This is a genomic window from Serratia sp. J2 (genome assembly GCF_046269175.1).
In the GTDB taxonomy this organism is placed as follows: Bacteria; Pseudomonadota; Gammaproteobacteria; order Enterobacterales; family Enterobacteriaceae; genus Chania; species Chania fonticola_C.
The window spans coordinates 23724-49947 of record NZ_JBKABN010000024.1 but is presented as its reverse complement, the minus strand read 5'-3'; the positions used below and the strand labels follow the sequence as shown (position 1 = coordinate 49947).

General features: G+C 55.1%; 27 protein-coding genes. 8 read left to right on the top strand and 19 right to left on the bottom strand.

The window, feature by feature from the left end; translation table 11 throughout:
* Nucleotides 1–77: 77 nt before the first annotated feature.
* Complete coding sequence (locus ACKWMY_RS21450; protein ID WP_409487006.1) at nt 78–845, bottom strand: response regulator transcription factor; 768 nt, start codon at nt 843–845, stop codon at nt 78–80.
* Between the two features lie 287 nt (nt 846–1132).
* Between ACKWMY_RS21450 and ACKWMY_RS21445 the strand changes: the two genes are divergently transcribed.
* Nucleotides 1133–2260, top strand: coding sequence for an iron-containing alcohol dehydrogenase (locus ACKWMY_RS21445; RefSeq protein WP_024530611.1), 1128 nt, complete (start codon nt 1133–1135; stop codon nt 2258–2260).
* Between the two features lie 168 nt (nt 2261–2428).
* Here ACKWMY_RS21445 and ACKWMY_RS21440 read toward each other — a convergent pair whose 3' ends face one another.
* From ACKWMY_RS21440 to ACKWMY_RS21395, 10 genes are all read right to left on the bottom strand, one after another.
* Nucleotides 2429–4345: a BglG family transcription antiterminator gene (locus ACKWMY_RS21440; protein ID WP_029711774.1), complete on the bottom strand. Its 1917-nt coding sequence runs from the start codon at nt 4343–4345 to the stop codon at nt 2429–2431.
* Nucleotides 4346–4395: 50 nt separating this feature from the next.
* Nucleotides 4396–5625 (bottom strand): lactonase family protein, encoded by a 1230-nt coding sequence (locus tag ACKWMY_RS21435; RefSeq protein WP_074031526.1) that lies wholly within the window; start codon nt 5623–5625, stop codon nt 4396–4398.
* Between the two features lie 467 nt (nt 5626–6092).
* Entirely contained in the window at nt 6093–6833 is a 741-nt protein-coding gene (dagF, locus tag ACKWMY_RS21430; protein WP_024527928.1) for a 2-dehydro-3-deoxy-phosphogluconate aldolase, read from the bottom strand.
* Nucleotides 6830–7948: a DgaE family pyridoxal phosphate-dependent ammonia lyase gene (locus ACKWMY_RS21425; RefSeq protein WP_308870991.1), complete on the bottom strand. Its 1119-nt coding sequence runs from the start codon at nt 7946–7948 to the stop codon at nt 6830–6832. Before ACKWMY_RS21425 ends, dagF begins: the two co-directional genes overlap by 4 nt.
* Nucleotides 7932–9071, bottom strand: coding sequence for an amidohydrolase/deacetylase family metallohydrolase (locus ACKWMY_RS21420; protein WP_409487005.1), 1140 nt, complete (start codon nt 9069–9071; stop codon nt 7932–7934). The genes ACKWMY_RS21425 and ACKWMY_RS21420 overlap by 17 nt, the downstream gene beginning before the upstream one ends.
* Nucleotides 9072–9124: 53 nt before the next feature.
* On the bottom strand, nt 9125–9775 hold the full coding sequence (locus ACKWMY_RS21415) for a DUF4310 family protein (RefSeq protein WP_024483730.1): 651 nt from the start codon (nt 9773–9775) through the stop codon (nt 9125–9127).
* Nucleotides 9776–9786: 11 nt separating this feature from the next.
* The gene (locus ACKWMY_RS21410; RefSeq protein ID WP_021180718.1) at nt 9787–10563 is read right to left on the bottom strand and encodes a DUF4311 domain-containing protein; all 777 of its coding nucleotides are present in this window, start codon (nt 10561–10563) and stop codon (nt 9787–9789) included.
* An 86-nt stretch (nt 10564–10649) separates the two neighbouring features.
* Entirely contained in the window at nt 10650–10946 is a 297-nt protein-coding gene (locus ACKWMY_RS21405; protein ID WP_021180719.1) for a DUF4312 family protein, read from the bottom strand.
* Nucleotides 10946–11311, bottom strand: a complete 366-nt coding sequence (locus ACKWMY_RS21400; protein WP_021180720.1) for a glycine-rich SFCGS family protein — start codon at nt 11309–11311, stop codon at nt 10946–10948. Before ACKWMY_RS21400 ends, ACKWMY_RS21405 begins: the two co-directional genes overlap by 1 nt.
* Nucleotides 11312–11348: 37 nt before the next feature.
* Complete coding sequence (locus ACKWMY_RS21395) at nt 11349–11651, bottom strand: glycine dehydrogenase (protein ID WP_370572534.1); 303 nt, start codon at nt 11649–11651, stop codon at nt 11349–11351.
* 466 nt (nt 11652–12117) lie between these two features.
* Here ACKWMY_RS21395 and rnk point away from each other — a divergent pair, with 466 nt between their 5' ends.
* Nucleotides 12118–12528 (top strand): nucleoside diphosphate kinase regulator, encoded by a 411-nt coding sequence (gene rnk / locus ACKWMY_RS21390; protein WP_021180723.1) that lies wholly within the window; start codon nt 12118–12120, stop codon nt 12526–12528.
* 42 nt (nt 12529–12570) lie between these two features.
* On the opposite strand, the gene ACKWMY_RS21385 is transcribed toward rnk, so the two are convergent.
* On the bottom strand, nt 12571–13359 hold the full coding sequence (locus ACKWMY_RS21385; protein WP_409487004.1) for a sulfite exporter TauE/SafE family protein: 789 nt from the start codon (nt 13357–13359) through the stop codon (nt 12571–12573).
* A gap of 117 nt (nt 13360–13476) precedes the next feature.
* Here ACKWMY_RS21385 and ACKWMY_RS21380 point away from each other — a divergent pair, with 117 nt between their 5' ends.
* Nucleotides 13477–14241 carry an AraC family transcriptional regulator gene (locus tag ACKWMY_RS21380; RefSeq protein ID WP_409487003.1) on the top strand — a complete coding sequence of 255 codons (765 nt, stop codon included), beginning with the start codon at nt 13477–13479 and terminating at the stop codon, nt 14239–14241.
* A gap of 42 nt (nt 14242–14283) precedes the next feature.
* Here ACKWMY_RS21380 and cybC read toward each other — a convergent pair whose 3' ends face one another.
* Together cybC and pmbA are read right to left on the bottom strand one after the other, a co-directional pair.
* Nucleotides 14284–14670: a cytochrome b562 gene (cybC, locus tag ACKWMY_RS21375; RefSeq protein WP_024527933.1), complete on the bottom strand. Its 387-nt coding sequence runs from the start codon at nt 14668–14670 to the stop codon at nt 14284–14286.
* 278 nt (nt 14671–14948) lie between these two features.
* Nucleotides 14949–16289 carry a metalloprotease PmbA gene (gene pmbA / locus ACKWMY_RS21370; protein WP_024483736.1) on the bottom strand — a complete coding sequence of 447 codons (1341 nt, stop codon included), beginning with the start codon at nt 16287–16289 and terminating at the stop codon, nt 14949–14951.
* 201 nt (nt 16290–16490) lie between these two features.
* On the opposite strand from pmbA, the gene yjgA reads away from it, so the two are divergent.
* A complete protein-coding gene (gene yjgA, locus ACKWMY_RS21365; protein ID WP_021180727.1) occupies nt 16491–17039 on the top strand; it encodes a ribosome biogenesis factor YjgA in 549 nt (182 codons plus the stop codon).
* Nucleotides 17040–17072: 33 nt separating this feature from the next.
* Here yjgA and ACKWMY_RS21360 read toward each other — a convergent pair whose 3' ends face one another.
* The 5 genes from ACKWMY_RS21360 to aaeX form a co-directional block, all read right to left on the bottom strand.
* Nucleotides 17073–17372, bottom strand: coding sequence for a barstar family protein (locus ACKWMY_RS21360; protein WP_024527935.1), 300 nt, complete (start codon nt 17370–17372; stop codon nt 17073–17075).
* 4 nt (nt 17373–17376) lie between these two features.
* Nucleotides 17377–17826, bottom strand: a complete 450-nt coding sequence (locus ACKWMY_RS21355; RefSeq protein WP_261161402.1) for a ribonuclease — start codon at nt 17824–17826, stop codon at nt 17377–17379.
* A gap of 214 nt (nt 17827–18040) precedes the next feature.
* Nucleotides 18041–20008 (bottom strand): p-hydroxybenzoic acid efflux pump subunit AaeB, encoded by a 1968-nt coding sequence (gene aaeB / locus ACKWMY_RS21350; RefSeq protein ID WP_199062766.1) that lies wholly within the window; start codon nt 20006–20008, stop codon nt 18041–18043.
* A complete protein-coding gene (aaeA, locus tag ACKWMY_RS21345; protein ID WP_024527938.1) occupies nt 20008–20943 on the bottom strand; it encodes a p-hydroxybenzoic acid efflux pump subunit AaeA in 936 nt (311 codons plus the stop codon). Before aaeA ends, aaeB begins: the two co-directional genes overlap by 1 nt.
* 7 nt (nt 20944–20950) lie before the next feature.
* Nucleotides 20951–21154 carry a p-hydroxybenzoic acid efflux pump operon protein AaeX gene (gene aaeX / locus ACKWMY_RS21340; protein WP_021180732.1) on the bottom strand — a complete coding sequence of 68 codons (204 nt, stop codon included), beginning with the start codon at nt 21152–21154 and terminating at the stop codon, nt 20951–20953.
* Between the two features lie 326 nt (nt 21155–21480).
* On the opposite strand from aaeX, the gene aaeR reads away from it, so the two are divergent.
* From aaeR to ACKWMY_RS21320, 4 genes are all read left to right on the top strand, one after another.
* Nucleotides 21481–22392, top strand: coding sequence for an HTH-type transcriptional activator AaeR (gene aaeR, locus ACKWMY_RS21335; RefSeq protein ID WP_024483740.1), 912 nt, complete (start codon nt 21481–21483; stop codon nt 22390–22392).
* A 407-nt stretch (nt 22393–22799) separates the two neighbouring features.
* Nucleotides 22800–23702 (top strand): acetamidase/formamidase family protein, encoded by a 903-nt coding sequence (locus ACKWMY_RS21330; protein WP_409487002.1) that lies wholly within the window; start codon nt 22800–22802, stop codon nt 23700–23702.
* Nucleotides 23703–23712: 10 nt separating this feature from the next.
* Nucleotides 23713–25056 carry an APC family permease gene (locus ACKWMY_RS21325; protein WP_024527940.1) on the top strand — a complete coding sequence of 448 codons (1344 nt, stop codon included), beginning with the start codon at nt 23713–23715 and terminating at the stop codon, nt 25054–25056.
* Between the two features lie 132 nt (nt 25057–25188).
* Nucleotides 25189–26133, top strand: coding sequence for a nucleoside hydrolase (locus ACKWMY_RS21320; protein ID WP_024527941.1), 945 nt, complete (start codon nt 25189–25191; stop codon nt 26131–26133).
* Nucleotides 26134–26224 lie beyond the last annotated feature (91 nt).

Sequence of the window (26224 nt, the reverse complement as noted above, 5' to 3'; positions counted from 1 at the left end):
GCCTTAGCCTGGATTATCAGCAGAGCGTGGGCGGGCGGCTATGTCCCTTTAGGGATATTCGCAACACTTTTTTAACATTATGCCGTACGGCGCAGGGGGGGACTCAAGAACAGGCTGAACAACTCGGCCTGAGAGCCAATATTCAGCTTGCCGTAAATATTCTTGCGATGATTTTTTACCGTGCCCAGGCTGATAAACAGCCGTTCGGCGATCTGCTGCGATCCGTTGCCGCTCAGGATCAGATCGACGATCTCACGTTCACGCGGGCTTAAGGCATAGCGCGCCTGGGCTGCGCTATCTACCAGTGGGGTGGAGGGAGTGGGCACATTAGCCGCAACCACCACTTCCCCATGCAACCGCGCCACGCTTTTTACCAGCGTCAACGCGCCACGCAGGTCAGCCAGTTGGGGATAACGCACGCCGACCGTTTGCCGCGCCGAGCCAAAAAATATGCCTAACCCGCGTTCCGGCGTCAGTTGCAGCAATACGCCAGCCTCGTCGTGCCAGCCGGTTTTACGGTAAAAGTTACGGTAGTAATCCGTCTGGTAAAAACCACAGGGAGCCAGTTGCCGCAGCGTAAACACATCGCCATGGCCGCCGCCGTTCAGCGCCTGGTAAAAGGGATCTTCAAGGTAAGCACCCTGCTGGTAAATCTGGTTTACCGCATCGCTGTTTTCTTTCTCGGTTTTCATCAGACAGCGCGGTGCCTGACCATATTCGAAGGCATAGACGATGGCATTATCAAAGGCGAAGAAGCCCTCCAGATAACCCAGCAGGCTGGCATAGAATTGGCGGGTCGCTACTGCATCGATCACCGCCGATAATCTTTCGACCTGAATATTCATTTCGCCCCCCGCAATCATTAATAAATTAACAATCAACCTTTCCCAACGTATCAGTGACCGACATTGGGCCAATAAGCTATAAAAAGCATTCAATTGGCCAGAATGCAAGGGCATTACTGTTTACATGTTAATCAAATCACAAGTTAGGCCCCTGCAACGATTAACCACACAATTCGAGTTGATTAATATCTTAACAATTTCGCGTTAAGCGACGGAAAAGCGTTGGTTCGCCTAGCCAGGCTGAATTATGCTGTGGTTTCGATGCCCAAATGCGCCAAGGAGAGAGCATGACCACTAGTCTGATGATCGCCAACCGGCAGGCCTGGTTTGGCAAGGGCAGCATCCAACAACTGATCCCACTGCTCCAGGCCGAGTCGCAAACTACGCTGCTGTTCACCTGCAGATCGTTTCTTAACGGTCCCCTCTATGCTGAATTGGCCCCGGCGCTGACGCCGTTGCTGGTGGGCAGAGAAATTGTCGCTCATGAGGCCTCCCCGCAAGAAATCGACCAATGGGTGGCCCGCTGGCGAGGCCAAGTGCAAAGAGTGGTCGCCATCGGTGGAGGTAGCGTGCTGGATGCCGCCAAGGCGTTCGCTGCCCTGATTGAACACCCACTGCCAACCTTGCGTTACATGGAAAAAGTGGGTGACAGCAAAATCAGTGGCTCAACGCTGCCGTTGATCGCCATCCCCACCACCGCAGGCACTGGCAGCGAGGTAACGCAAAACGCAGTGATCACCGATACTCAGGTCTCCAAGGTGAAAGCCTCATTGCGGCATAATAACTTTGTGCCGCAGGTGGCGATCCTCGATCCTGACCTGCTGAAGGGAGCGCCAGACCATGTCCTGGCCTATTGCGCTATCGATGCCTTCACCCATCTGTTTGAAGCCTACCTTTCCAAGACCGCCAGCAGCCTGTCGCGTGAGATGTCGTTGAGCGGCATCCATCACTTCCTTTGCGCCTGGCCGGTGCTGAAACAGAGCGATGAGGCCCGCGAAGCGATTATGCAAGCTTCCTACCTGGGTGGCCTGACGTTGAGTATGGCGGGCCTGGGTGTGATCCACGGCATCGCGGGCGAGATAGGGGCATTGCGTGATTACCACCACGGCCAGGTCTGCGGCCGCCTGCTGCTGCCGTTCCTTGAATTGCTGGGGAAAAGCGAACAACCGCAACAACGTGCATTAATGACCGAACTGGCCCTGCGGCTATTCCCTGAAGAACAGGACAGCCCAGCGCGGTTTTTGATCGACTTTATCACCCGCCACGCCATTGCCCCGTTCTGGCAGGACGAGCTATCCCTTAGCAAGGCGGAACTGGCCATCGTACTGGAGAAGTCCAACAGCAAGAATTCCTGGCTCAGCTACACTACCGAGCAACGGAGAGTAATGATCGATGGGGCGTTCTTGATTGAATGATAATATAATCAGAACTATAGGATCGCAGGAGCACAACAATGAGTTTGGTTGACTGGATTTTAGGCGGTATCGCCCTGGGGCTGATCGTCGGCGCGCTGATGAAGATATTCGGCAAGAAGAAAGACGATTAATGCGGTGCTCCCCCTCTGCCTTCAGAGGGGGAAGCCGTTAAATGCGGCTCAGGCAGTCCAACGCTACCGCTTTGAAGCTGTCGAAATTGTCACTGCCCAGCAGGCGGGTCATCGAACGTTCGCGCACAAAGGTGACGAACAGATCGTAGATCGCCATCGCTTCCTCATAATCACTTTTGCTGATTGCCAGCAAGAAAATGACGTGTGCCACCTCACCTTCTCCCCATGGAATACCCTGCGGTGCCAGCAGCGTGACCACCACGGTCTTTTTCGCCAACAGCCCCAGAGAGTGCGGCAGAGCAATCCCCTCCCCCAGCAGGGTAGAAACGATGGCCTCCCGCTCAACGACCGAAGGGTAGAAATCACTGCCCACATAGCCTTCCTGCTCTAACTGAGCGCAAACTTTGCTAAACAGCTGCTCCTGCGTTAACGGCTCGTTGACGATCATAAAGTGGCTGGCATCAAAGAATTTTTCCAACATATACGGCTTGGTACGATCGACCAGCACCAGCTTGCCCAACTGCTCTAGCTGATACTCCGTTGGGAACGGCGACATCACCACAATCGGCTTGTTCTTCTCGCTGATGCGCGCATTGGAAATGATAAAATCTTCGTCGATACTGGCGAGAATTTCGTAATCACGCAGCGAAACGATGCGCGTCACTACCAGTTGCGGGTACTTGCGTGCGATCTGCGCCTGGATCATCCGCACCGTGGAGTTACCGGTATCGCACACCAGCATCACCTGTGGATGGCGCTCATAGCCAATGTTGTAGTGGCGCTCCAGGCCGACGCCAATATGCAGCACCAAGTAGCCGATTTCGTTCTCGCTCAGGGTATAAGGCGTGTGTTTACCCCAGCTCGATACCGCCGCCAGCGTCACATCATAGGCCATCGGATAATGCTGCTTGATATTGGCCAACAGCGGGTTCGGGATATTGATCTGGTATTTCACCCGGGTGATCATGGTTTTGATATGGGTGAGCAGATCGGCCCGCAGCTGCTTGTCGTTCTGCAGGTTGTAGTTATAGTGCGAGTTGATGTAGGACAGGATGTAATCCACCAGCGCCTCTTCGTCATCGGCGTTGATTTTGGTCGGCTGTACTTCCTGCACTCTTCTGGCGGCGATGTTGACCCGCAAATAGGCCTCTTCCGCCGCCGCAATCTCTTTGCCCGTGGCCTTGCTCAATTCACCCGCCAGCCAGGTTGACGCTTTGCGCACCGCATCATCGCCGTCTTCCACGTCAAAATCCTGTAGCGGATAGCCGTCCGTGATGCGCCGCAGCGCCACGGCACAGTAGAAGATCAGGTATTGCTCGCCCTCATCGGTCAGACGAATGGCATATTGCGACAGCAATGGGTGCAGCAGTCCGGCAAAGGTCAGTACCTGCGGCTGATGGAGGATGTCATTGTTCAGCAATGGGTTTTCCGCATCCGCCAGATGCAGTTGAAACAACAGATCGGTCAGGCAGGAGCGGATCGCCATTTCCGCACCAAACAGCTTCATACCGTAGCGCGGCTTGGTCTCGATGGTTAACTGGTAATGCGCCAGACGCTCCCTCACCTCAGCCATGTCGTTTTGCAGCGTACCCCGGCTGACAAACCATTCATCGGCCAGATCTTCCAGCTTCATCGAGAAGGCTGAGGTCAAAAAGCGAATCAACAGATAATGCACCCGCTCCTGCGCGCTGCGCGGCGTGGCGTGCTGTTTACGTTCCCGATGCTGGAGTGCGCTAAACCGGGCCTCATCATCAACCTGCAGGCGATATCCTGCCCCACGGCTGTGGACAAACTGCGCACCATAACTCTCCAGAATATCGTTCAGCGCGGTGATATCGGCGCGTACCGTGCGGGTAGACACGGCAAAACGCTTTGCCAGCTCGTCCTGCGGCAACGTTTCGGATTGCAAGGCATCAAACAGCGATGCCAAACGTGGGTAGGGAAATCTCACCATTCTCTTTCCGTTATGAACGTGCCCGCCTGAGGGGTCAGGCGGGCAACTGGTTACTTCGCAGCTGGCAAGAACACTATTTGTGAAGGGCTGCCCACCGGGGTGTAGCCTTCAACAAAACTGAGCTTACCGCTGAGCTGGTCTACGCTAAAGCGGGTTACGTTATCGCTACGCTGATTCATGGCATACAGATAACGGCCACTCGGATCCAGGGTGATGGTGCGCGGATAATCACCTCGCGTCCAGGTCTCTGCCACCGGTTTCAGCTCGCCCTCACCGCTTACGCTGAACTGCGCAATGCTGTTGTGCAGGCGATTGGCGACATACAGATTTTTACCATCCGCAGCCAAGGCAATGCCAGCGGCAAAGCTGGTACCCTTATAATCGGCAGGCAGCGTTGAAACTGCATGTAACTGTTTCAGCGTCCCCTTTTGACTATCAAAGCGGTAGCTGGTTAGTGTAGATGCTTCCTCATTGATTAGTAGGACAATTTTACCATTTGGATGAAATATGAAGTGGCGCGGGCCGGCTCCGGCGGAAGAGGCGGCGATCCACGGCGGATCGTTCGGCGTCAGCTTGCCGCTGGCGGCATCGAAACGCCACTGGTAGATACGATCCAGCCCCAGATCGGTAGAGAACACAAACTTGCCGCTCGGATCGCTAGCGATCATATGCGCATGCGGACCATTGTGATCGCTGATGGCAAAGCTGCCTTCCACCGCGGCAGCGGGTTTAGCCGCGCCCGCAGGGCCTGCATCCTGCTGTACAGAACTGGCGGCTCCCAACTTGCCTTCACTGTCGACAGGGAACGCCGCAACGCTACCGCTGACATAGTTGGCCACCAGCAGATGACGACCATCCGGCGTCAGAGAAAGGTAAACCGGCCCCGCACCTTGTGAGTCCACCTGATTAAGCGGCGTCAGGCTGCCGTCCTGTGGGTTGATGCGATAGGCGACAATGCCCCCGTGCTGGGTGCCATTAAAATCGGCCACCTCGCTGGCAACGTATAGCGTCTGTCCTTTGGCATCGGTGACCAACTGGGCCGGATTAGGCAGGCTGCTGACCAGCGTCTTGGCACTCAGTGCCCCGGTTTTCGCATCCACCTGCATGCGATAAACCCCCTCACCGTTCGGGTTATAGGTACCAATATAGGCAAAATGAGACGACGTGGGTTTCATTGCATCCTCAGCATGTAACGCCGGGCTGGCGATAGCCAACAACGCCAGGGACAGCGCGCTCCACAGCGGAGCGATTCGTAATTTCGAAGCCTGCCAGTTTCGCATAGTTATCCTTTTGACCGATAGATAGGGACAAAAAGATGCCCCTCACCCTAACCCTCTCCCGAAGGGAGAGGGGACCGAACGTGCCACAACTTAACTCCAGTATCCAACCGCAACATCAAATCGAACATGCCACTAAATCGAACATGCCACTGTTTTCACCACACCTAACCACAACTCCGTACCAGCCCCTCTCTCTGTGGGAGAGGGGACCGAACGTGCCACAACTTAACTCCAGTATCCAACCGCAACATCAAATCGAACATGCCACTGCTTTACACCACACCTAACCACAACTCCGTACCAGCCCCTCTCCCGAAGGGAGAGGGGACCGAACGTGCCACAACTTAACTCCAGTATCCAACCGCCGCATCAAATCGAACATGCCACTGCTTTACACCACACCTAACCACAACTCCGTGCCAGCTCCCTCTCCCTGTGGGAGAGGGTTGGGGTGAGGGGCCGCGGGTTTACCCCACCAGCCGCTTGGTGATTTCCAGCAGAGTTTTGACATCTTGCGGGCGAGTATCGCCACTGGTGGAATCAATAATGGAGCTGTAGATATGCGGGATCACCTGCTTCACACCGGCTTTCAACGCAATCTCCAGGATCGGCTCGAAGTTTTCCAGATCGATGCCCCCGGTCGGCTCCAGCATAAAGTCATGCTCGGCACAGGCTTTCGCCACGTATTCATATTCGTCCTGATGCTTCAGGCCGCCCATCGGGAAATACTTAATCGAACTGCCGCCCATATCCTTCAACAACGCAATGGCAGTCTCTACCGGCACGATGCCATCCGCTGCATGAGCGCTCAGCGGTCCGGTGGAAATCTTTACCCAGCCCACACGGCCGGTCGGGGAGACCAGGCCATTCACCACGGTTTGGTTTTGCTTCAGCAATGCACGGCTGGCACCGACGCCGGTAAACACCTGGTTCACATGCTGCGGTTGGACTTGCTCGGAGATCAGGCTGACCATATTCGACTGCTTGGGATCGCCAGCCCCCAGGCCTACGGAAAGCGCGTTCTCGATCAGGCGTGCATAACGCGACATATCCGCCACGGCACTCTCAACGTCTGGATAGTTTTTGGAAAGAACGCCCACCAGCACGTGCCCCTGCGCCGCATTATAGATGTCCTGCGCGTTGGCTTTTGAGCCAGCCAGCACGTTGAGGCAAACGCGGTCTTTATAGTAATTAGGCTTCAGCTTCATGCTTGGTTCTCCATAAACAGATTTTTAATACAGGTAAAGACAGTCATCAGCTGCTGCTCGTTCACGCTGCGGACATCCACCTCAATCTTGCCTTCGTTGGCCTTGTAGCCACGGAAATAGATGGCGATATCACCGGTTTTCAGCCGCTGGACGATTTCCACAGTCGACATCCCCAACACCGCTTCATCAAAGGTGATTTCAACGCGGGCAATATCGCGCCCTGCGCTGTCCCAGACGGTTTTGGCGCTGATGCCATTCAGGGTATTCAGTTGGCTGATAAACGGCGTCATGCGCTCTACCATTTGCGCACCGGTGGTTTTCTCCGACGTCAGGTAGCTTTCGATAGCCTGCGTCAGGCCGAGGATGCCCTCTTTGCCCACTTTCATCGCCCGGCCAATACCGCCTGACTGCTGCTTCACCCACTCTACGTATTGCTTCTTGCCGATCACCAGCCCGCTGGTTGGCCCCTCAATAGCCTTGGCACCGCTGTAGATCACCAGATCGGCCCCCATCTGGTAGTAACACATCAAATCTTCTTCGGCAGCGGCATCGACGATCAGCGGCAGGTTATGCTTACGTGCCACCACGGCCGCCTGTTCGACGGAGAGAATGCTTTTCTGCACGCAGTGGTGAGACTTGACGTACAGAATGGCCGCGGTCTGCGGGGTGATGCAGGCTTCAATCTGTTCAGGGGAACATTCGTTGGCATAACCTGCTTCCACCACCTTGCCGCCGCCGAGGGCGACCATGGTATCCACCGGCGCACCAAAGTTGACGTTATGGCCACGCGGCAACACGATCTCGCGCGGCTCGTTCACCGTAGCGGAATGCAGGTTGACCAACAGGTTGGCGTTATCTTTGACGATCACCGCCGCCACCGACTGGGCAATACCGGCAGAAGCGCAGGAAACAATCACCGCGTCTTCCACATTCAGCAGGCCAGCAATATAGGCGCCGGTCTTGTTGACCAGATCCTTGATTTCAAAGTAATGATTCAGGCCGTAATCCACAGCATCAATCACCTCCTGGCGTGGCGTAGAAACGCCAAGAATGGTCATGCGGCCGGAAGTATTGATCACCTGCTTTAAGTTATATTTTTCATAGACTGAAGACATGAGCGGCTTTTCCTTGTTCGGTTAATAGGACTTCCCCGGCCACCACAGCAGCCAGCGGCACCAACAGTTGTTCGCCATTCACGGACTCCCCTTCGGAGTCGGCAAACACCTGCGGCCCCTGGCGGAGATCAAAAATGGTCAGGTCGGCATCAAAGCCGGGTTTCAGCTGCCCCTTGGTGGTCAGGCGCAACGCCGCAGCGGCATTTTCCGTCACGCAGCCAATGACCTGCGCCAGAGAAAGCCCAACGGTAAAGAATTTGGACATTACCGTCGCCAGGCTGTGCACGGGGCCAGCCAGACGGTTACGGCAGTAGATATCGGAACTGATGGTGTGCGGGAAGACCCCCAGCGCAATGGCCTGGCGGGCAACCTCAAAGCTGAAGCTGGCCGAGCCGTGGCCTACATCAAGTAACACGCCACGTTTTAACGCGCGTTGGATCGACTCGCGCAGCGTGCCTGCCGGGGTCAGAATGCGGTTCGGTTTACCGTTGTAGCAATGAGTGATGATGTCACCCTGGGTCAGCAGATCGGCGATCTCGTCCAAATCCGGCGGGTTGTTGCCAATATGCACCATCAGCGGCAGTTGCTGATTTTCCTGCTGGATCTCTTTGGCCAACACCAACGGTTTGGTGCCGTTCTGGCCCACGACGCTGCTGCTCATACGCGCCTTGATACCAATGATAAATCCCGGCTTGCCGTCGATGGCCTGCTTGACCTGCTGCTTATTGATATCCGCCATATCAGCCAGTTCATTCTGCCTTAGCAGACCGATACGCGAGATATTGAGGAAGGCAAAGACGTTGGTTTTGGTGCTGCGCGTCAGGGCATAGAATTCATCGATATCGTCGGTACCGGTGCTACCAGCATCCACCACCGAGGTGACGCCGCTGCTCACGCCCACCAGGTCCGGGTCGTCATGATAAATCGGTGAAGAGGGATAACAGTGTACGTGAGAGTCGATCCAGCCAGCGCTCAGGCGGTAGTTTCCTGCCAGATCCAGTTGTTTGTGGGCGCTGGCATCGGCCGCCAACTGCCCGACGACGGCAATCTTACCTGCCTCAATAGCCACATCGGCCAGGGTGTCGTCCACCAGCCTGGCGCGCCGGATGATTAGGTCATACATGCTTCGCTACTCCTTGCCAAACCCTGGGCGGTGACCCAGGGTTTGGGACTTGATTAAGAAATGGCTACCGGGAAGAATGCCCCCAAGATCATGGCCCCCAGGATCGCGCCGCCGGTGATCGGCTTGCCCCAGATATAGAACAGCAGCGCACCCAGCAGGGAACCCAGGCCGATCGGGATCGAAGCGGCCATGGCAGACAGGATGATCAACGGCCCAAGGAAACGCCCGGAAGAGTTACCCGCCCCCATCATCACGTCCGCCCCGTAGGTGGAGTTGCTCTGATTGATGGTAAATTTACGCGCCAGGATAATCAGGTAACCAATCGCCAGGCCAATGACCAGGCCAGTCACCAGCGAGGCGGCAAAGTTGGCTACCGGGAAAACAATCCCCGCGCCCAGCAACAGCGCAGGAACACCAAGGCCAACCCCGGTCTGGATCGCCCCGCCAATATCCAGGATCCCTACCAGAGAACCTTCGATAATACGGGCAAACAGGAAGCTGGCACCGAACGCCGCCACCGCACCGTAAACCCCGGTGTCCATCCCGGCACGCAGCATGGAAACGAAAGCCACTTCGTTAAACGCACCTATGCCATACAGGTAATACATGTGTGTCCCGGCGAACACGCCGGACGAGAGCAGGCCAACAAAAATCGGGAACGACCAGTCGGCATACCAGAAGCCTTTGTCTGCTTGTGCTTCCATCATTCAGCTCCTTATTTTCCGCTCAGGGTGTTATGAATGGCATCCAGCCAGCCAGGCACGCCCAGGCTGAAGGATTCGAGAACTTTCATATCAAAGCCGCGGAAGAAGCCGCTCAGCACGAACAGCAGCACAATCGCCACCATCATGATTTTGGTGACTTTGTTCCAGCCGCTTTCTTCAACGCCCTTGCCAATCAGGATACCCAGCACCAGACCCGGTACGGCGTTACCCATAATCAGCTGTGCCAGACCACCGAAGATGGTGCCCCAGAAGCCAGAACGTTTGCCCGCTTCAATCGCCGCCAGCCAGAAGATCACCGGCATGACGGTGTTCACCAGCAGGTTGGCCGCTGGAACCAAGACTTTGATGGCCGTAACCTGCAAGGCCGCAGGCACTGCCGAAGCGGTGGTGTTAAGGAAGGCCACGACCAAAATGCCGATGATCCCGCACGCGATGGCCATCTTTTTTGGATCGTGCATGGTTTCCGCAACGTTGCGGTTTTTGATCATCAGGGCTGCTGCGCCCCAGTTAGGAATGATGCGATGGTCAACGTCCTGCGTGAAGGCCCCCGCCGCCACAGAAGACGCCCAGGCGTTGAAGAAGAAGCCCAGACCAAATGAGAAATGAGAAGCCGGATCGCCTTCGCAGGAGTTCAGCTCACCCAAGGTACGGAACGCTCCCATACCCTGCGTCGTCGGTGCGTGGAACATACGTGCGGCACCGGCCCCTACACCGACGCCAACCAGCCCGCCGATAATAATCGACTTAAATAAGATGATTAAAAACATCAGAATATCCTTCTTATGTCATGCCCAGTGGATCCCAAGACGCAGCCCTAGCGGCTATAGCTTGAAACACGACGGATATAACGTTTTTATTTCTGGGTGAAGACCACCTTTTCGGTATTGATGATCGTCACGTTCACGGTTATTTCTAATGAAACGGCATAGCTTTTTCTTTCACGCGCCAGGAAGAAGAAAAGAAATTTTTCTTTGGTGGTTCTCTCTTCCGCCTTTACTATTTTGACATCCTGCGGTTCGATACGCAGCAGAACATTATTGGTGGATTTTAAAATCACGCCCTGTACATTCGCTAATGCACCGGCAAAAGCTTTAGCTTTACTATCGCCTTTGCCCTCCACGTTAACCGAGGTGGTATAAGTCTCTTTCATTACGGATTGCCGTATTTTTTGACATACGCTTCCACTAGCCGCTGGCCTAATTCTTCTTTATCCATAAAGCCAAAGCCTAATACATTGCAGCCTTCGTTAATTGCCGTCACGCCTTCTTCAATAGAACGCATACCATATCTGGATTTATAACCATATTTGGTTTGTGCGGTGATCGCCCCAGCGCCACCGCTGCCGCAGAAAGAAATGCCCAGTTGCGCATTCTCTGCTTTCATCACGTCACCCAACTTCATATCCGCCGCCATGCCAGGGATCACAATCACCTTGGCACCTGCATTTTCAACGCCTTGGCCTACTTTCTGGCCTTTACCCAGCCGATCGCCGATCACTACGGTAATTTGTCCCATGGGTTTTTTCTCCTGAATAATGTTAAATAATTAAACGTTATTGGTCGTTATCTTTAGCCACTTCAAAATGAACCGAAAGCAGATACGCCTCTTCAATCGGTAGCGTGGCAAACTTATTTACCACTCGCTCTGCCAGTTGCATTGAGCCGGCAGAAATTTCATCAAACAGTGATTTATCAACTTCCGGCAAGGGTTCACCCGTTATTGAGCGCAACACCATCGCGCGGATATGGGATTCCAACATTTGTTGTTGCACCGCATTGGTGTAAATATTCTCTTCACCCAACATGGCGGTAATATCGGCCAGCAGTTGAGTGGTAATCGCTGCGGCCTCACTGATGTCAGTCTGTTCCCTGTTACTTACCGAAGCAGTTCCGTCATTCACTTTGCAGTCACCTCTGGATCCAGCTATTTATCCGTTAACGGTAAAGCGCTTTACCTTTACCCGCTTTCTTTGATGTCTTTACCCTAACCCTTGGGGCATTGCTTGTGTAGCGCGTTTTTTTCCAGTTCGAACTGGAAATTAAGTGACGCCAGGGGATCCATTTCGCAAAATCGGGGGTTTTTACGCTAAGTAAATGAGATTGCAAAAAGAGTTTGCAACGCAGAGTTGCCAGTTAGCATCGCGGCGCAAAAAACTTCGTGATCGAGATCTCTTTCTTTTCCGGCCCTAACAGCCTACTATCAGTAGGACAAACCGACATTTTTCACACCCCCGCTCCCAAAGGTGCGGGGGTGTTGCTTTTGTGTTGTTTTCCGAATTTATGGCGCAGAAAGGGCGCCCTTTGATTGGACTGGAGAGTGGAATGACCAAACCAACCATTACCATTAATGAGCTGGATGCGGAACGCCTGGATGCGCTACTGGCACAGCCAGCCTTTGCCAATACTGACGTCGCCGCCGCGCTGAACGCTGAACTGGATCGCGCTGACATTGTGCCAGCATCGCAGATCCCTGCACACGTCGTCACCATGAACAGCCGCGTACGTTTTCGCGATCTGCATACTTCAGAAGAACATGTGCGCACGCTGGTTTACCCTGCCTCTCTCAAAGACAGCGCTGAACAGCTGTCGGTGATGGCACCTCTGGGTGCAGCACTGCTGGGAATGCACGTGGGTAAACAGATCAATTGGCAGTTGCCAAACGGCGAAGAAGCCCGCATTGAAGTGCTGGAATTGCTGTATCAACCTGAGGCTGCGGGCGAGTATCACCGCTAAGTCAGGTTTCCGGGCGGCCATTCAGCCGCCCTGTTTGCACCTTTACAGGCAAATCGCGATCAGCACCACTACCAGCAGCAACACGTAAATTCTGGCGTGCAGCCTGTCATCTACGCTGGGCAACACCCGTTTGGCAAACACGATCCCCGCGATACCCGCCACCAGCAGTAACCCCAAAATCAGCAGATTCACATAGCCGACATAATGCGGTCCGCTCACCTTCCCCATGCCGAGATAGCTATACAAAACCGTCGCCACCACCGCGACCGGGATCGATAGCGGATTGGCCGCACTGACGCAGTGCTTCATGTCATAACCCTGACGGCGTAACAGTGGAACTGTCATCACGCTTCCCCCAACCCCCAGCATAGCGGCAATCACGCCAATTAATGGCCCACCGACCCACACCGTCGTCTTGGATAACGCCGTCTTGGCGGGTTTGGTCAGGAACCCTTTGCGCAGCAGACAATCGGCAATAGTCGCCATCATATAGAGAATAAACAGCCCGCGAATGGCGGAGTCTGCAAGCTGCATCGCGGCAAAGGCACCGATGACCGCCCCCGCGCCGATATAAAAGATCAGCGGAGTGATGGTTTCACGTAGGATATTGCCGCTGCGCCACTGGGTGACGCTGGCATAGCTGGCGTTTAAAATCATGACCGCCGCCGAGGTGGCCACGGCAATATGCATCGCCTGACCGGCATGATTACCGGAGGCGGAAACCACATGATAGACAAAAGGCACCACCACAAAGCCACCGCCAAAACCGAACAGAATGGTGGTCATGCCGGTCAAAAAGCCGGTAAACAGCACCAGTAAAATATCAGCCATCACCCTGCAACTCCTCGCTGTCGTTGGTCAGCTAGCAGGATAGGCGGCCACCTTATGGCTTGCACGCTATCATCGGTCAACTATCATAGCGTTTCGGCCAAAATGATAAGGCAGGCTATGCGCAATATCACCATTGATTCCCTCGACCACACGCCAAGATCGGTAATTGCCATTGGCACCGACTATCCACCGGACTATCTGCTGCCCTTGCATAGCCACCGGCGCGCGCAGCTACTGTATGGTGCCACCGGCGTGATGCAGGTATTTACCCAGCAGGGAAATTGGGTGGTGCCACCGCAGCGCGCCGTCTGGATCCCGCCGCAGGTCGCACATGAAGTCAGGATGATGGGAGTGAGCACTCGCAGTTTATATATCGAGCCGGACGCGCTGATCGCGCCCATCGCCGAGGTGTGCCAAGTGGTGAGCGTAACCCCGCTGATGCGTCAGTTGCTGATGGCTGCCGTTGATATGCCGCTAGTGTATCAGCAGGAAGGGCGAGATGGCGCCTTGGTGGCGCTGCTGCTGCATGAGATTGCCCAGATGCAGGCATTACCGCTGCATATTCCCCTGCCGGAAGATCCCCGGCTCAGCGCTCTGTGCCAGGCCTTTTTACGCCAGCCAGACGCCCACACGCCACCAGGGCTTTGGGCCGCCAGCCTGTATATGAGCCTGCGCACCTTTAGCCGTTTTTTCCGCAAACAGACCGGGATGTCGTTTTCGCAGTGGCGTCAACGAGCCTGTGTGGTATTGGCGCTGGCACGCCTGGCGGCGGGCAACAGCGTTACTCAGGTGGCAATAGAGTTGGGCTATGAGAGTAGCGCGGCCTTTTCGGCGATGTTCCGTCGGGTGCTAGGGCTGGCGCCATCTTCTTATCTGGGGTGATAGCAATGACCGCCATCGGCGGTCACCAAGCATTACTGACGTTTAGCGGAATTTCTTGTGATTGGCATCGCGGGTTTGCTTGAAGTCCTGCGCCACTTTGCGTGCGTCCTCCAGTTTGCCCTGATTCGCCAGCGCCATTGACTGATCGATCTGCCCGATCAACGTCGCCAGCCCTTGACGAAACTCCTTCATCTCCGGGCTGTCTGGCGCTTTACTTTCCAACTTTGGCGGTGTGCCTTTCTGGGCATCCGTGGCGGCAGCGCGCATATTCTGCAGGCTCTGCTTGAAGGTATCGGTAGAGTCGGTGTTTAGTACGGTTTTGTAATTGGCGGCCAGGGTATCCATGTCATCAGCCAGATTGGCCGCCATCGCCCACGAACTGGCTCCCAGCAGCGTCAGTGCTGCCAATACTTTCAATGTCTTCTTCATGCTCACCTTCCAGTTATTGTTTTAGTTAACCCGTTATAAACATAGGCATGGAAAGGTAAAACCGATACCTGATATTTGTAAGGAAGGTTGAAACGGGGAGTTGGGAGGAGCGTCTCAGCCCTCTCCCACAGGGAAAGAGGACCGATCGAGTTCATTGATTGCTCTGCGTAATACCTTGCTTTCTTTGTTCTTACTCCCGACTTTCCGAAGCAGTACGGACCAACCACGTACTCTGGGCTGCTCCCTCTCCCTGTGGGAGAGGGTTAAGGTGAAGGGTATTACTGCCCTGCTATCTTCATTTCCGGCAACAGTACGGAACCGCACTGGATATTGCTGCGCAGTTCGATATCGCTGCCGATGCTGACGATATTGCGCAGCATATCCTTCAGATTGCCGGCAATGGTGATCTCGCTGACTGGATACTGGATCTCACCGTTTTCTACCCAGAAGCCAGAAGCCCCGCGTGAGTAATCGCCGGTAATACCGCTGACGCCCTGCCCCATCAGTTCGGTGACCACCAGACCGGTGCCCAACTGTTTGAGCATGCCCGCAAAGTCATCACCCTGCCCGGCAATGCGCCAGTTATGGATCCCGCCTGCGTGGCCAGTGCTATGCAGCCCCAGTTTGCGCGCAGCGTAGCTAGTCAGCAGCCAGGTTTCCAACACGCCGTCTTTGACGATGTCGCGGCGCTGGGTCCGTACGCCTTCACTGTCGAACGGCGTAGAGGCCAGCCCTTTCAGCAAGTGCGGATGTTCTTCAATGGTCATCCACTCCGGTAGGATCTGTTTACCCAACGAATCCAGCAGGAAGGTAGATTTGCGATAGACGCTGCTGCCGCTGATAGCCCCAACCAGGTGGCCAAACAGACCGGTTGCCACTTCTGAGGCAAACAGCACCGGCGCTTTCATGGTTGACAGCTTGCGTGGGGAAAGACGTGCCAGCGTGCGGCGAGCACATTCCTGGCCGACCCACTCAGGGCTGGCCATATCGCCCATAGCTCGGCCAATGGTGTAGGCGTAATCCCGTTCCATATCACCATCATGCTCGGCAATCACACAGCTGGAGAGCGAGTGACGGCTGGAGCAATAGCTTTGCAGCATGCCGTGGCTGTTGCCGAAGACCTTGATACCGTAATGGCTGTTGAAGCTGCCGCCTTCGGTATTGGTAATCCGCTTATCGGCTGCCAGCGAAGCCTGCTCGGCACGGGCTGCCAACTCGATACCGCGTTCGGCATCCAGCTCGGTGGGATGGAACAGGTCCAGATCCGGCGCGTCAAACGCCAGTAAATCTTTTTCCGCCGGGCCAGCATGGGGATCTGGTGAAGTGTAACGAGCGATATCCAGCGCCGCCTGCACGGTGCGGGCAATGGCATCCGGATTAAGATCGGTGGAAGAGGCACTGCCTTTACGGTTTTGATAATAGACGGTAATGCCTAATGCGCCGTCGCTGTTGAATTCGACGTTCTCCACTTCACCGAAACGGGTGCTGACGCTGATACCGGTGGTTTTGCTCACGGCAACTTCTGCCGCATCGGAACCGGCGCGTGCCAGCTCCAGTGCCTGTGAAACGGCTTGTTCCAGCGCTTTGCGCTGCTCTGCAACTTGGGTGACTACTTTCATCAATCGGCCATACTTAATCAGAAAATCGTTGAGAAAAGTGCCGTGTCGGCATGGTTTTGCGCGCAATAACGCGCCAAAATAATTTCAGGCTGCGCCCGCTGGCCACAGCCCGATGTACTTTTGAGTCTAACAGGAACCGCGTGGAATTTCGCATAAAGCCGGCAACCTGTTAGGATTAGCCTCTTTTTAACGGAGCCTACCATGAACAAACAGCCTGAAGACTGGCTCGACGAAGTCCCGGAGAACGAAAACGAGGACGATGACGAGATTATCTGGGTCAGTAAAAGTGAAATTAAACGTGATGCCGAAGCGCTGAAAGACCTGGGAACCGAACTGGTTGAACTGGGTAAAAACGCCTTGGAACGCATCCCGTTGGATGAAGATCTGCGTGCCGCCATCGAACTGGCGCAGAAGATCAAGAAAGAAGGCCGCCGCCGCCAGATCCAACTGATCGGCAAAATGCTGCGTGCTCGCGATGTCGAACCAATCCAGACCGCGCTCGACAAGCTGAAGAACCGCCATAACCAACAGGTTTCGCTGTTCCACAAGCTGGAAGCGCTGCGCGATCGCTTGGTGGCAGAGGGTGATGACGCGATCCCGTCCGTGCTGGATCTGTATCCACAGGCCGATCGCCAGCAGTTACGCGCCCTGATACGTAACGCGCAGAAAGAGCAGGCCGCTAACAAGCCGCCAAAATCATTCCGCCAAATCTTCCAGTACTTGCGAGAGCTGGCCGAGGCACAACAGTGATCGTCAGCGGCATCGCTGCGGGATGGACCCCGTTCATCCCCGCTGATGCATCGCTGCGCTGCTCGTTTCACGGATATTGAACCGCAGGTTGCCCTCCAGCTCCTCCTCCGCTTCTTCAAACAACAGAATAATGGCACCAAAGCGGCGTTTGCTGCGGGCGTTGAGATTGAGAAATTCAATCTCGACCGGCAGGCTGATGTCGCCGGTCACCACGTCCCACAGCGCGTCCAGGTTGGCGCCAAATCCTTCACCCAATGCAAACCGCTCGGCAAAGTGGCGATAGAACGCTGGCAAGTCCGCTATCTGGTTAAAATCGAACTCTATTTTCCCCATCGGCTCACTCCATCCGCATGAAGTTCTTATAATGGTCGCGCGTGACATAAATCAGACCGTCACTGGAATACAACAGCCGATCGGCACCGCGTCGGCCGCATTGGTAGTTGATATCCGCTTCGCGCCATACCCGGTTGTTGGCGGTAGGTAACAGCCCCTCACGGTTGGAAAAACGGTCGCCGCCAATGGCCTTGCCCGGCAATACTTTACACAGATTACCGTCGCCCGCATCCCAACCCTGTTCACGTGCCTGTTTTTTGGTGATGTAGTAGTCCGGCAGGCGCTGATGCTGTTGCACATAGCTGACCACCCGCTGCTGCTGCGTCAGTTGCTCAATGCTCTCTGCCGCTGGGGTTGAAACGTTGGTAATAGCCCGATCGCCATCCCTATGCAGCGCACTGAACCCCGCCACCACCAAAGCAATCAACATCGCAATAAGCGTACGTTTATTCATACTGTCCCTGCATATATAGCAAAAATTAATGAATCAAAGATGACCAAGATGTAACCATTTCGCATCTAAAAGGCCTGACGCCCGAGCAAAAGCCGCAATTGATACGGAATTATTATGGGTAATGAAGCCTTCCTGCGTGCATTTTAGCCCCCCGTGCCGGGGGACGTAAACATGCTCAGTATATACCCGATGGTTTGATGGGAAGCTGAAGATATCAATCAATCAGCGCGTGACGGTAGCGATGCAGCATATCGGCCAGGCGTTTTACCGGCCCGGTGACGCTAAGCGGAGCGAGGTTATCCACCAGCTTTTGTTGATATTCATTCATCTCTTTGAGTAACCGATCGTAGTAGTAAGCCCGCTTCACATCGTTCTTGGCGGTGACCACGTGGTCGGCGGTGCTGCGGATCTGCTTGTGGAACACCGAAAGCTCTTCCCGTTCCGGGATCTCGGTCATCTGCATCCGCTGGTGGGCAATAATCAGGTTGAGCGCCAGCCGGTATTTGGCAATGTCGTTCGGGAACATCATCAGCAGTTGGTTCAGGCGCTGATAGAGCGCGGGCAGATGGTTTTCCTTACGGCGTGCCGCCTTGGTGGTCAACGCCGAAACGGCGCTGCTGACCAACTGATTCATCAACGTGCGGCCGGTACGTTCACGGGAGGTATCACGGATCAGGAACAGTACGATCATCGCCACAAAACAGCCGATAATCTGGCCGATGGCGCTGTCGATAAACGAGGAGACATGGAAACTCATCGGGTTGCTCAACACGATAATGTTAATGGTACTCGCCAAGGTGCCCAACGATCCCAAACGGCGTTTCTGCACTTCGATACCGATGACAAAGGACATGATGCCCAAGCTCAGGCACAGCAGGAACATACTTTGCTGGGTTTCAGGCAAGATAAACATGTAAAACAGCGCACCGAGCGGCAACGCCATAAGTACACCCAACATAAAGTCGAGTGCCGTCATTTTCGGATTTGGCGTACGCATCGCCAATGCGGTCACGACGGCGATCATCACCATACAGCCGCTGCCGGACGTCCAGCCGGTCCACAGCCAAAACAGGCAACCTATTGAGGTCGCCGCCCAGGCTCGCAGCCCGTTAATCATCGCATGGTGGCCTTCCGCTGAGGGCCTTTTCACCACCACTTCTCCGGCCAGTATCTCGTTTTCTACCGCGTTGATACCGCTGTTGGTATGCACACCTTTTGCCACCAACAGATAGCGCGTCGCCGCACCAACCCAACTGGTGACCGTTTGCAGATGTTCATCACTGCGGTTGATTGCCAACACCTGGCGCACCAGCTTTAGGCGTTTACGCACTTCTTGCGCGGTTTCCGCCGGGACCATCAGCAGCTCGCGGATATTCTCCTTCACCGCCTCCGGATGATTGAGCAAAATCAGGTAGGTTTCACAGGCCTGGGTGATCAACGTCAGCGAAAGCGTATGCAGCGCATGCAAGCGGCTGTTGACCCGCTGCCAACGTGACGACTCCAACATCAGGTTGCTGCGCATCCCGTTGATGGCGGTGGTGCTTTTTACCAGATCGCTCCAGGCACGGTCGATATCCTCTTTCCCGGCGTCGCTGATACACATCTGCATCAGTTTGTACTGCCCCACCAACAGCTGATCCACCGCGCGATCGATATCCTGTTTGATCGAACGTGGGGAAAACAGCAGGTCGGCCAGTATCGCACTGAGAATACCGAGTACGATCTCGCTACAGCGCTCTACGGCGAACTGTGGCGCGGCCAGCAGTGAAGTGGTGGTGGTTGCGGAGGTGACGATGATAATCAGTGCCGTGTAGCCCGCCAGCCCCCAGGCGTAGGAGTTTTCGACCTTCACCAGCGAGGAGATCCAGGTACAGACCCCCAGCCAGACGCAGCACAGCATCAGCATCACCACCGGTGCACGCGCACAGGTAACGATAATCAGCAAACCGACAAAACAGCCCATAAAGGTGCCGATAATACGCAGCCAGCCACGATAGCGAATGGCACCAGAGAAAGGTTCCCCTCCGGCGGCAAAGGCCGGGCCGGCAGCCACAATGGCCGCCGTCAGCACCGACCAGCGCGGGGTTTCCAGATTAAGGTGGAAACCGACAAACAGGGCAAAGACGATCGCAAAGCTGAGCTTGCAGGCAAACCGCAGCCGCAGAAAGGTTGGGTTGTTCATTAGCCGAACTCGCGCAACCGATGCATCAGCCGGATAAACGGTGAGCCGCTGTCGATGCTACGATCGTTCTTGCCGGTAATGACCACAGTCGCGGTGGTGCCCGCCGGGTAAGAGTGCTGCTGATCTTTCTCATCGAGGATGATTTTCACCGGCACACGCTGTGCCAGACGCACCCACTCCAGGTTGCTGTCGATCGATGCAAGACCTTTGCTGTTTGGAGTGCTGCTGCTGTTATTCACCGCTGCGGCCAGGCTATCGACGGTGCCGTGCATAATGCGGTTGCTGCCCAGCGGGGTGATCTCGGCACGATCGCCTTTGCTCAGCCCTTCAAGCTTGGTTTCTTCCAGATAGGCGATGACATAGAAGCTGTTTTTCTTCACCAGCGCCACCGCGGTAGAACCACGGGTGATAAATTCCCCCGCGTGGACGTTCAGGTTGGTGACCCAACCGTCTGCTGGCGCACGCACCGTGGTTCGTTCCAGATCCAGTTGCGCCAGATCGCGCACGGCGATCGCCTTGGCCAACTGATGCTGCACGGTTTGCAGCACGTTATTGGATTGGTCGATCTCTTCTTGTGACATCGCCTGGATCCCCAAGCGCACACGGCGGCCCGCTTCACGCTTCTTCTCGGCCGCCAGCGTCTGATAATAGGCCACATCGGCGTTAGCTTCGGCCAGTGCCTGTTGGTAACGTGGCTGGTCGATCACCATCAGGATCTGGCCCTGTTTCACCAGTTGGTTGTCGGTGATCGGCACGTCGGTCAGCAAACCGCTGACGTCCGGAGCAATCGCCACCACGTCGGCGGTGAATTTGGCATCACGCGTCCACGGCGACTCGGTGTAAAACGCCCAAGCCTTGAACACGGCGATAGCTGCCAGCAGGACCAGCAGCAAGGTGATCGCAATGCGGATTATTTTTAATGACAGAGTTTTCACAGCAGCCTCAAACGAAAAGACACGAAATCAGATAAAACAAACAGCAATACAGCGCGGTATTGAACAGCGCCGGATGCCAGACAAAGTCGTAAATCCCGGTCGGCTGCAACAGGCGGCGTATGACGAAGAACAGGGCCAACGACGCTAACAGCTCAAAAAATACCGGTGGGAACGACAGTCCAAAAATGACCATAACCGGAAGCAAACTCATCACTTTATCCTTAATTGTTTACTGCACCGGGGTTTTCCCTGCTGATTTCACATTCTATTTACATTCTAGCGCACGGACGCCAAACGTTATGATCTGGTAGTTGACCAGGCCATAAACCTGAAAAAGGGTTAAGCTAACAGCAGGCTTCCGCGAGAGGGAATGTATGGATGACCGGAGGGATCGCGCAGCCACGGCAGTATACCGCGGCATGGCTGACCACGCTCAAGCGTTCAGAAGATCTTTACACCCGACGCGTTATATTAGCCTGCTTACTATCAACTCATCTACAATCTGTGATCTAAATCACTTTTAAGCCAGAGTGAACAATGGAAAGACTAAAACGGATGTCCGTGTTTGCTAAAGTCGTTGAATGTGGGTCATTTACCGCGGCGGCACGCCAGCTCGACATGAGCGTTTCATCCATCAGCCAGACAGTGTCCAAACTGGAAAATGATCTACAGGTGAAACTGCTTAACCGCAGCACGCGCAGTATCGGCCTGACCGAAGCCGGTAAAATCTACTATCAGGGCTGCCGCCGCATGTTGCAGGAAGCCGCCGAGGTCCATGAGCAGCTTTATGCGCTGAACAATACGCCCATAGGCACACTGCGTATCGGCAGTTCCTCCACTATGGCGCAAAACGTTCTGGCAACCATGACCGCCGACATGCTGCAAGAATATCCTGGTTTGACGGTTAATCTGGTCACCGGCATTCCGGCCCCGGATCTGATTGCCGACGGCCTGGACGTGGTGATCCGCACCGGCGAACTGCAGGATTCCAGCCTGTTTTCCAAACGCCTGGGCTCGATGCCGATGGTGGTCTGTGCCGCCAAAAGCTACCTGACTCAACACGGGACACCGCAAAAACCGGCGGATATGGTGAATTTTTCCTGGTTGGAATACAGCGTACGGCCAGACAGTGAGTTTGAATTGATGGCTCCCGAAGGCATTAGCACGCGCATTTCCCCTCAGGGGCGCTTCGTGACCAACGATTCACAAACCATGATCCGCTGGCTCAAGGCCGGGGCCGGGATTGCCTATGCGCCACTGATGTGGGTCATCGAAGAGATCAAACGCGGCGAGATTGAGATCCTGTTCAAGCGTTACCATTCAGAACCCCGCCCGGTTTACGCACTGTACACCGAGAAGGACAAACTGCCGCTCAAGGTGCAGGTGTGTATCAATTACCTGACGGAATACTTTAAACGCGTGGCGGAAGTGTATCAGGGCTATCGCTGAAGCTCGCCATTACCCTGGAGTCCACTCCAGGGTAATAAGTTTGCTATAGCCGATATATAGCGTTTACTGCTATAAAACCGATTGCTCATTTTATTAATGCCAATTATCGAAAGTATTTACCTTCATTTGATTCCCATTCTCTACTGAGAACTCTGCTGTATTCATTCGGGGTAACCGATCGATTATGCGGAAGTTTCCGCCATAGTTGCGGGTAATAAACCACCGTGATAATTGTTTGAAGCATATCCTGCCAATCCAACAAAAGTGCCCATTCTCCTACCGCTTTCGCGTGCTTGCTTACGCCCCTGCGGGTGTGATTTATTGATGAATTGGCGCAGGTTCGCCCAATTATCATTATTGCCATAAATAATAAAAACTAGGCTCCATTATTCATTATAGGAATCACCATGGAAAAGATCTCCCGCACACACCTGGTATATGCCATGTCGCGCGATAACGCCCCTGTGGCTACCGTTGCCAGCGGCAGCGACGTTTGTTTTGAAACCTGTGACTGCTTCGAAGATCAAATCGCCTCCGAACAGGCCGCCTTCACCGAACTGGACTGGAGCCGCATCAACCCGGCTACCGGGCCGGTTTACGTGCAAGATGCGAACCCCGGCGATGTATTGCGGGTAGAGATTAAGCGTATTACCCCAACCAGCCATCAGGCAGTCATGGTCACGGCTCCGGGCCTGGGCGTCATTGGCGATGAGTTGCAGCAACCGCAGATCCGCACCGTGCCGCTGGAAGACGGCTTCGCACTGCTCCCCGGCGGCGTGCGTTGGCCGTTAAAGCCGATGATCGGCGTGATTGGCGTCGCCCCGGCCGAAGAACCTATCTCTTGTGGCACACCAGATGCCCATGGCGGCAACATGGACTGCAAAATCATCACCGAAGGCTGCACGCTGTGGCTACCGGTTAACGTTCCCGGTGCGCTGTTTGCACTCGGCGATCTGCATGCCGCCATGGGCGATGGTGAAGTCTCGGTATGCGGGCTGGAAATTCCCGGCGAAGTGGTGGTGAACCTGAGCGTAGTCAAAAACCGCGCGCTGCCAACCCCGATGATGAGCACCGCCGATACGCTATATACCTTGGCATCCGCCAAAACGCTGGACGAAGCGGCCGAATTGGCAACGCGCAATATGGCACACTTCGTAGCGGACTATAGCCAGGTCTCGCTGGCCGACACCATCAATCTGCTGAGCATCACCGGCGATCTGCAAATCTGTCAGGTGGTCGATCCGCTGAAAACCTGCCGTTTCGCGCTGCCACGCAGCGTTGCCGAGCAGTTAAACATCCAGCTGGATTAGGGATAGCGCCATGTCTGTAGAACAATTTGGTTATAAGCAGGAACTGCACCGCACCCTCACCCTGAAAGATCTGGTGATTTACGGCATGATCTTTATGGTGCCGATTGCGCCGTTTGGCGTGTTTGGCTACGTGTGGGAAGGTGCACAGGGCATGGTGGCGCTGGCCTATCTGATCGGCATGGTGGCGATGTTCTTCACCGCCATGAGTTACTGGTCAATGTCCCGCGCTTTCCCGGTCTCCGGTTCGGTCTATGCCTATGCCCAGCGCGGCATTCATGAAACCGTCGGCTTCTTTGCCGGCTGGCTGATCCTGCTCGATTACATCCTGGTGCCTTCGCTGCTGTATATCGTCAGCGCGGCGGCGCTCGGTCCGATCCTGCCAGAAGTACCCGCCTGGGTATGGATCGTGACCTTCATCGTGATCAACAGCGCGATCAATCTGGTGGGGATCCAGTTCACCGCCAAGGCCAACCGCTACATCCTGGTGGCAGAGATCGTCATCCTGACCATTTTTGTGGTGATGGGCCTGACGGCACTCTATTCCGGTGAAGGTGCCGGTGGTCTGACATTGAACCCGCTCTACAACGCCGAGAAATTCAGCCTACCCTTGGTGATGGGTGCGGTGTCGATTGCAGTGCTATCGTTCCTGGGTTTTGACGGTATTTCAACGCTGTCCGAAGAGAGCAAAGGCGGGGCCGATGCCGTGGGGAAAGCCTCGCTGTATGCGCTGCTGTTGGTAGGATCGCTGTTTATCCTGCAAACCTGGATTGCCGCCGATTTGGCTGCGGGCCAAAACTTCACTAACCTGGATACCGCGTTCTACGATACCGCCAATCTGGCGGGCGGCTCCTGGTTAAAGCAGGCCACCATCTGGGCGACGGCGCTCTCCTGGGGGATTGCCAATGCGTTAGTCGCGCAGGCCGCCATCTCCCGCATTCTGTTCGCCATGGGGCGTGACCGCCAATTGCCGAAGATCCTGGCAAAGGTGCATCCACGCTTTAAAACCCCTTACGTCAGCACCCTGCTGGTCGCGGTGATCTCCCTCGGTTCCGGGCTGTACTTCAACGGCAGCATCGACAACCTGAGCCGGTTGGTCAACTTCGGGGCGCTGATGGGCTTTTTGATCCTGCACCTGTCGGTGATTAACCACTACATCATCCGCCAGAAGTCCAAGGCCTGGGTAAAACATCTGCTGTTCCCACTGGTTGGTCTGTCTATCATCGCTTTTGTATTGTACGAGATGGATATCGAAGCCAAGATCCTCGGCCTTAGCTGGCTGGCGATCGGCATCGTGTATTACTTCGTGCTGCGCGTAGTGCTGAAGAGAGAGCCAGTGCTGAAGCTGGAGGACTAAGCCAGCAATCTGCCCCTTCTGGGGCAGATTTATTCAATCCTTTGATGACGTTAACAAAACGGCCCGCTGGTCATACCCCTCTGCCCGCCTCTAGGTTATGCTCGAAAAAATTCCCCTGCATCAGGAAAAATCATGAAGAAAATCATACTGGACTGCGACCCGGGGCATGACGATGCGATCGCGATGTTGCTGGCATGGGGCAACCCAGATATTGAACTGCTGGCCGTAACCACCGTCGTCGGCAACCAGACGCTGGAGAAGGTCACGCGGAATGCGCTGGCCGTGGCTCGCATTGCCAACATCACCGGCGTGCCCTTTGCCGCTGGCTGTTCGCGGCCTCTGGTACGGCAAATTGAAGTCGCCCCCGACATCCACGGCGAATCGGGCCTTGATGGGCCAGTCCTACCGGAACCCACGCTGCAACTGGCCGATATCCATGCCGTCGATCTGATCATTAACACCATCATGGCACACCCACCAGGCACCGTAACACTGGTGCCCACCGCTGGCCTGACCAACATCGCCATGGCGGTGCGCAAAGAGCCTCGCATTGCCACACGCGTGAAGGAAGTGGTGCTGATGGGCGGCGGTTACCACGTAGGTAACTGGAGCGCAGTGGCTGAATTCAATATCAAAATCGATCCGGAAGCCGCGCATATCGTGTTCAACGAACCCTGGCCGTTAACCATGGTTGGGCTGGATCTGACGCATCAGGCGCTGGCCACGCCAGAAGTTAGCGCGCGCATCGCTGCCATTGGCACCGGTCCTGCGAAATTTGTCGTCGAACTGCTCGAGTTCTTCGGCCATATGTATAAGCAGGCGCAGGGTTTCACTTCGCCACCGGTACACGATCCCTGCGCGGTCGCCTATGTGATCAACCCCAACGTGATGACGGTGCGTAAGGTGCCCATCGATATTGAGCTGACCGGTACCCTGACGCTGGGAATGACGGTCGCGGACTTCCGCTTCCCGGCCCCGGCGGATTGCCATACCCAGGTGGCAGTGAAGCTTGATGAAACCGCCTTTTGGGATCTGATTGTCGATGCGTTGCAAAGAATTGGTGAAGTTGAGGTTTGAGGCACGGTTGGGATTAAAGTGTCGTGCACACGCCCGACACTTCATTCAAACCGGCATTATGCGTAGTATATTGAAAGTGTTCTTTGTTATC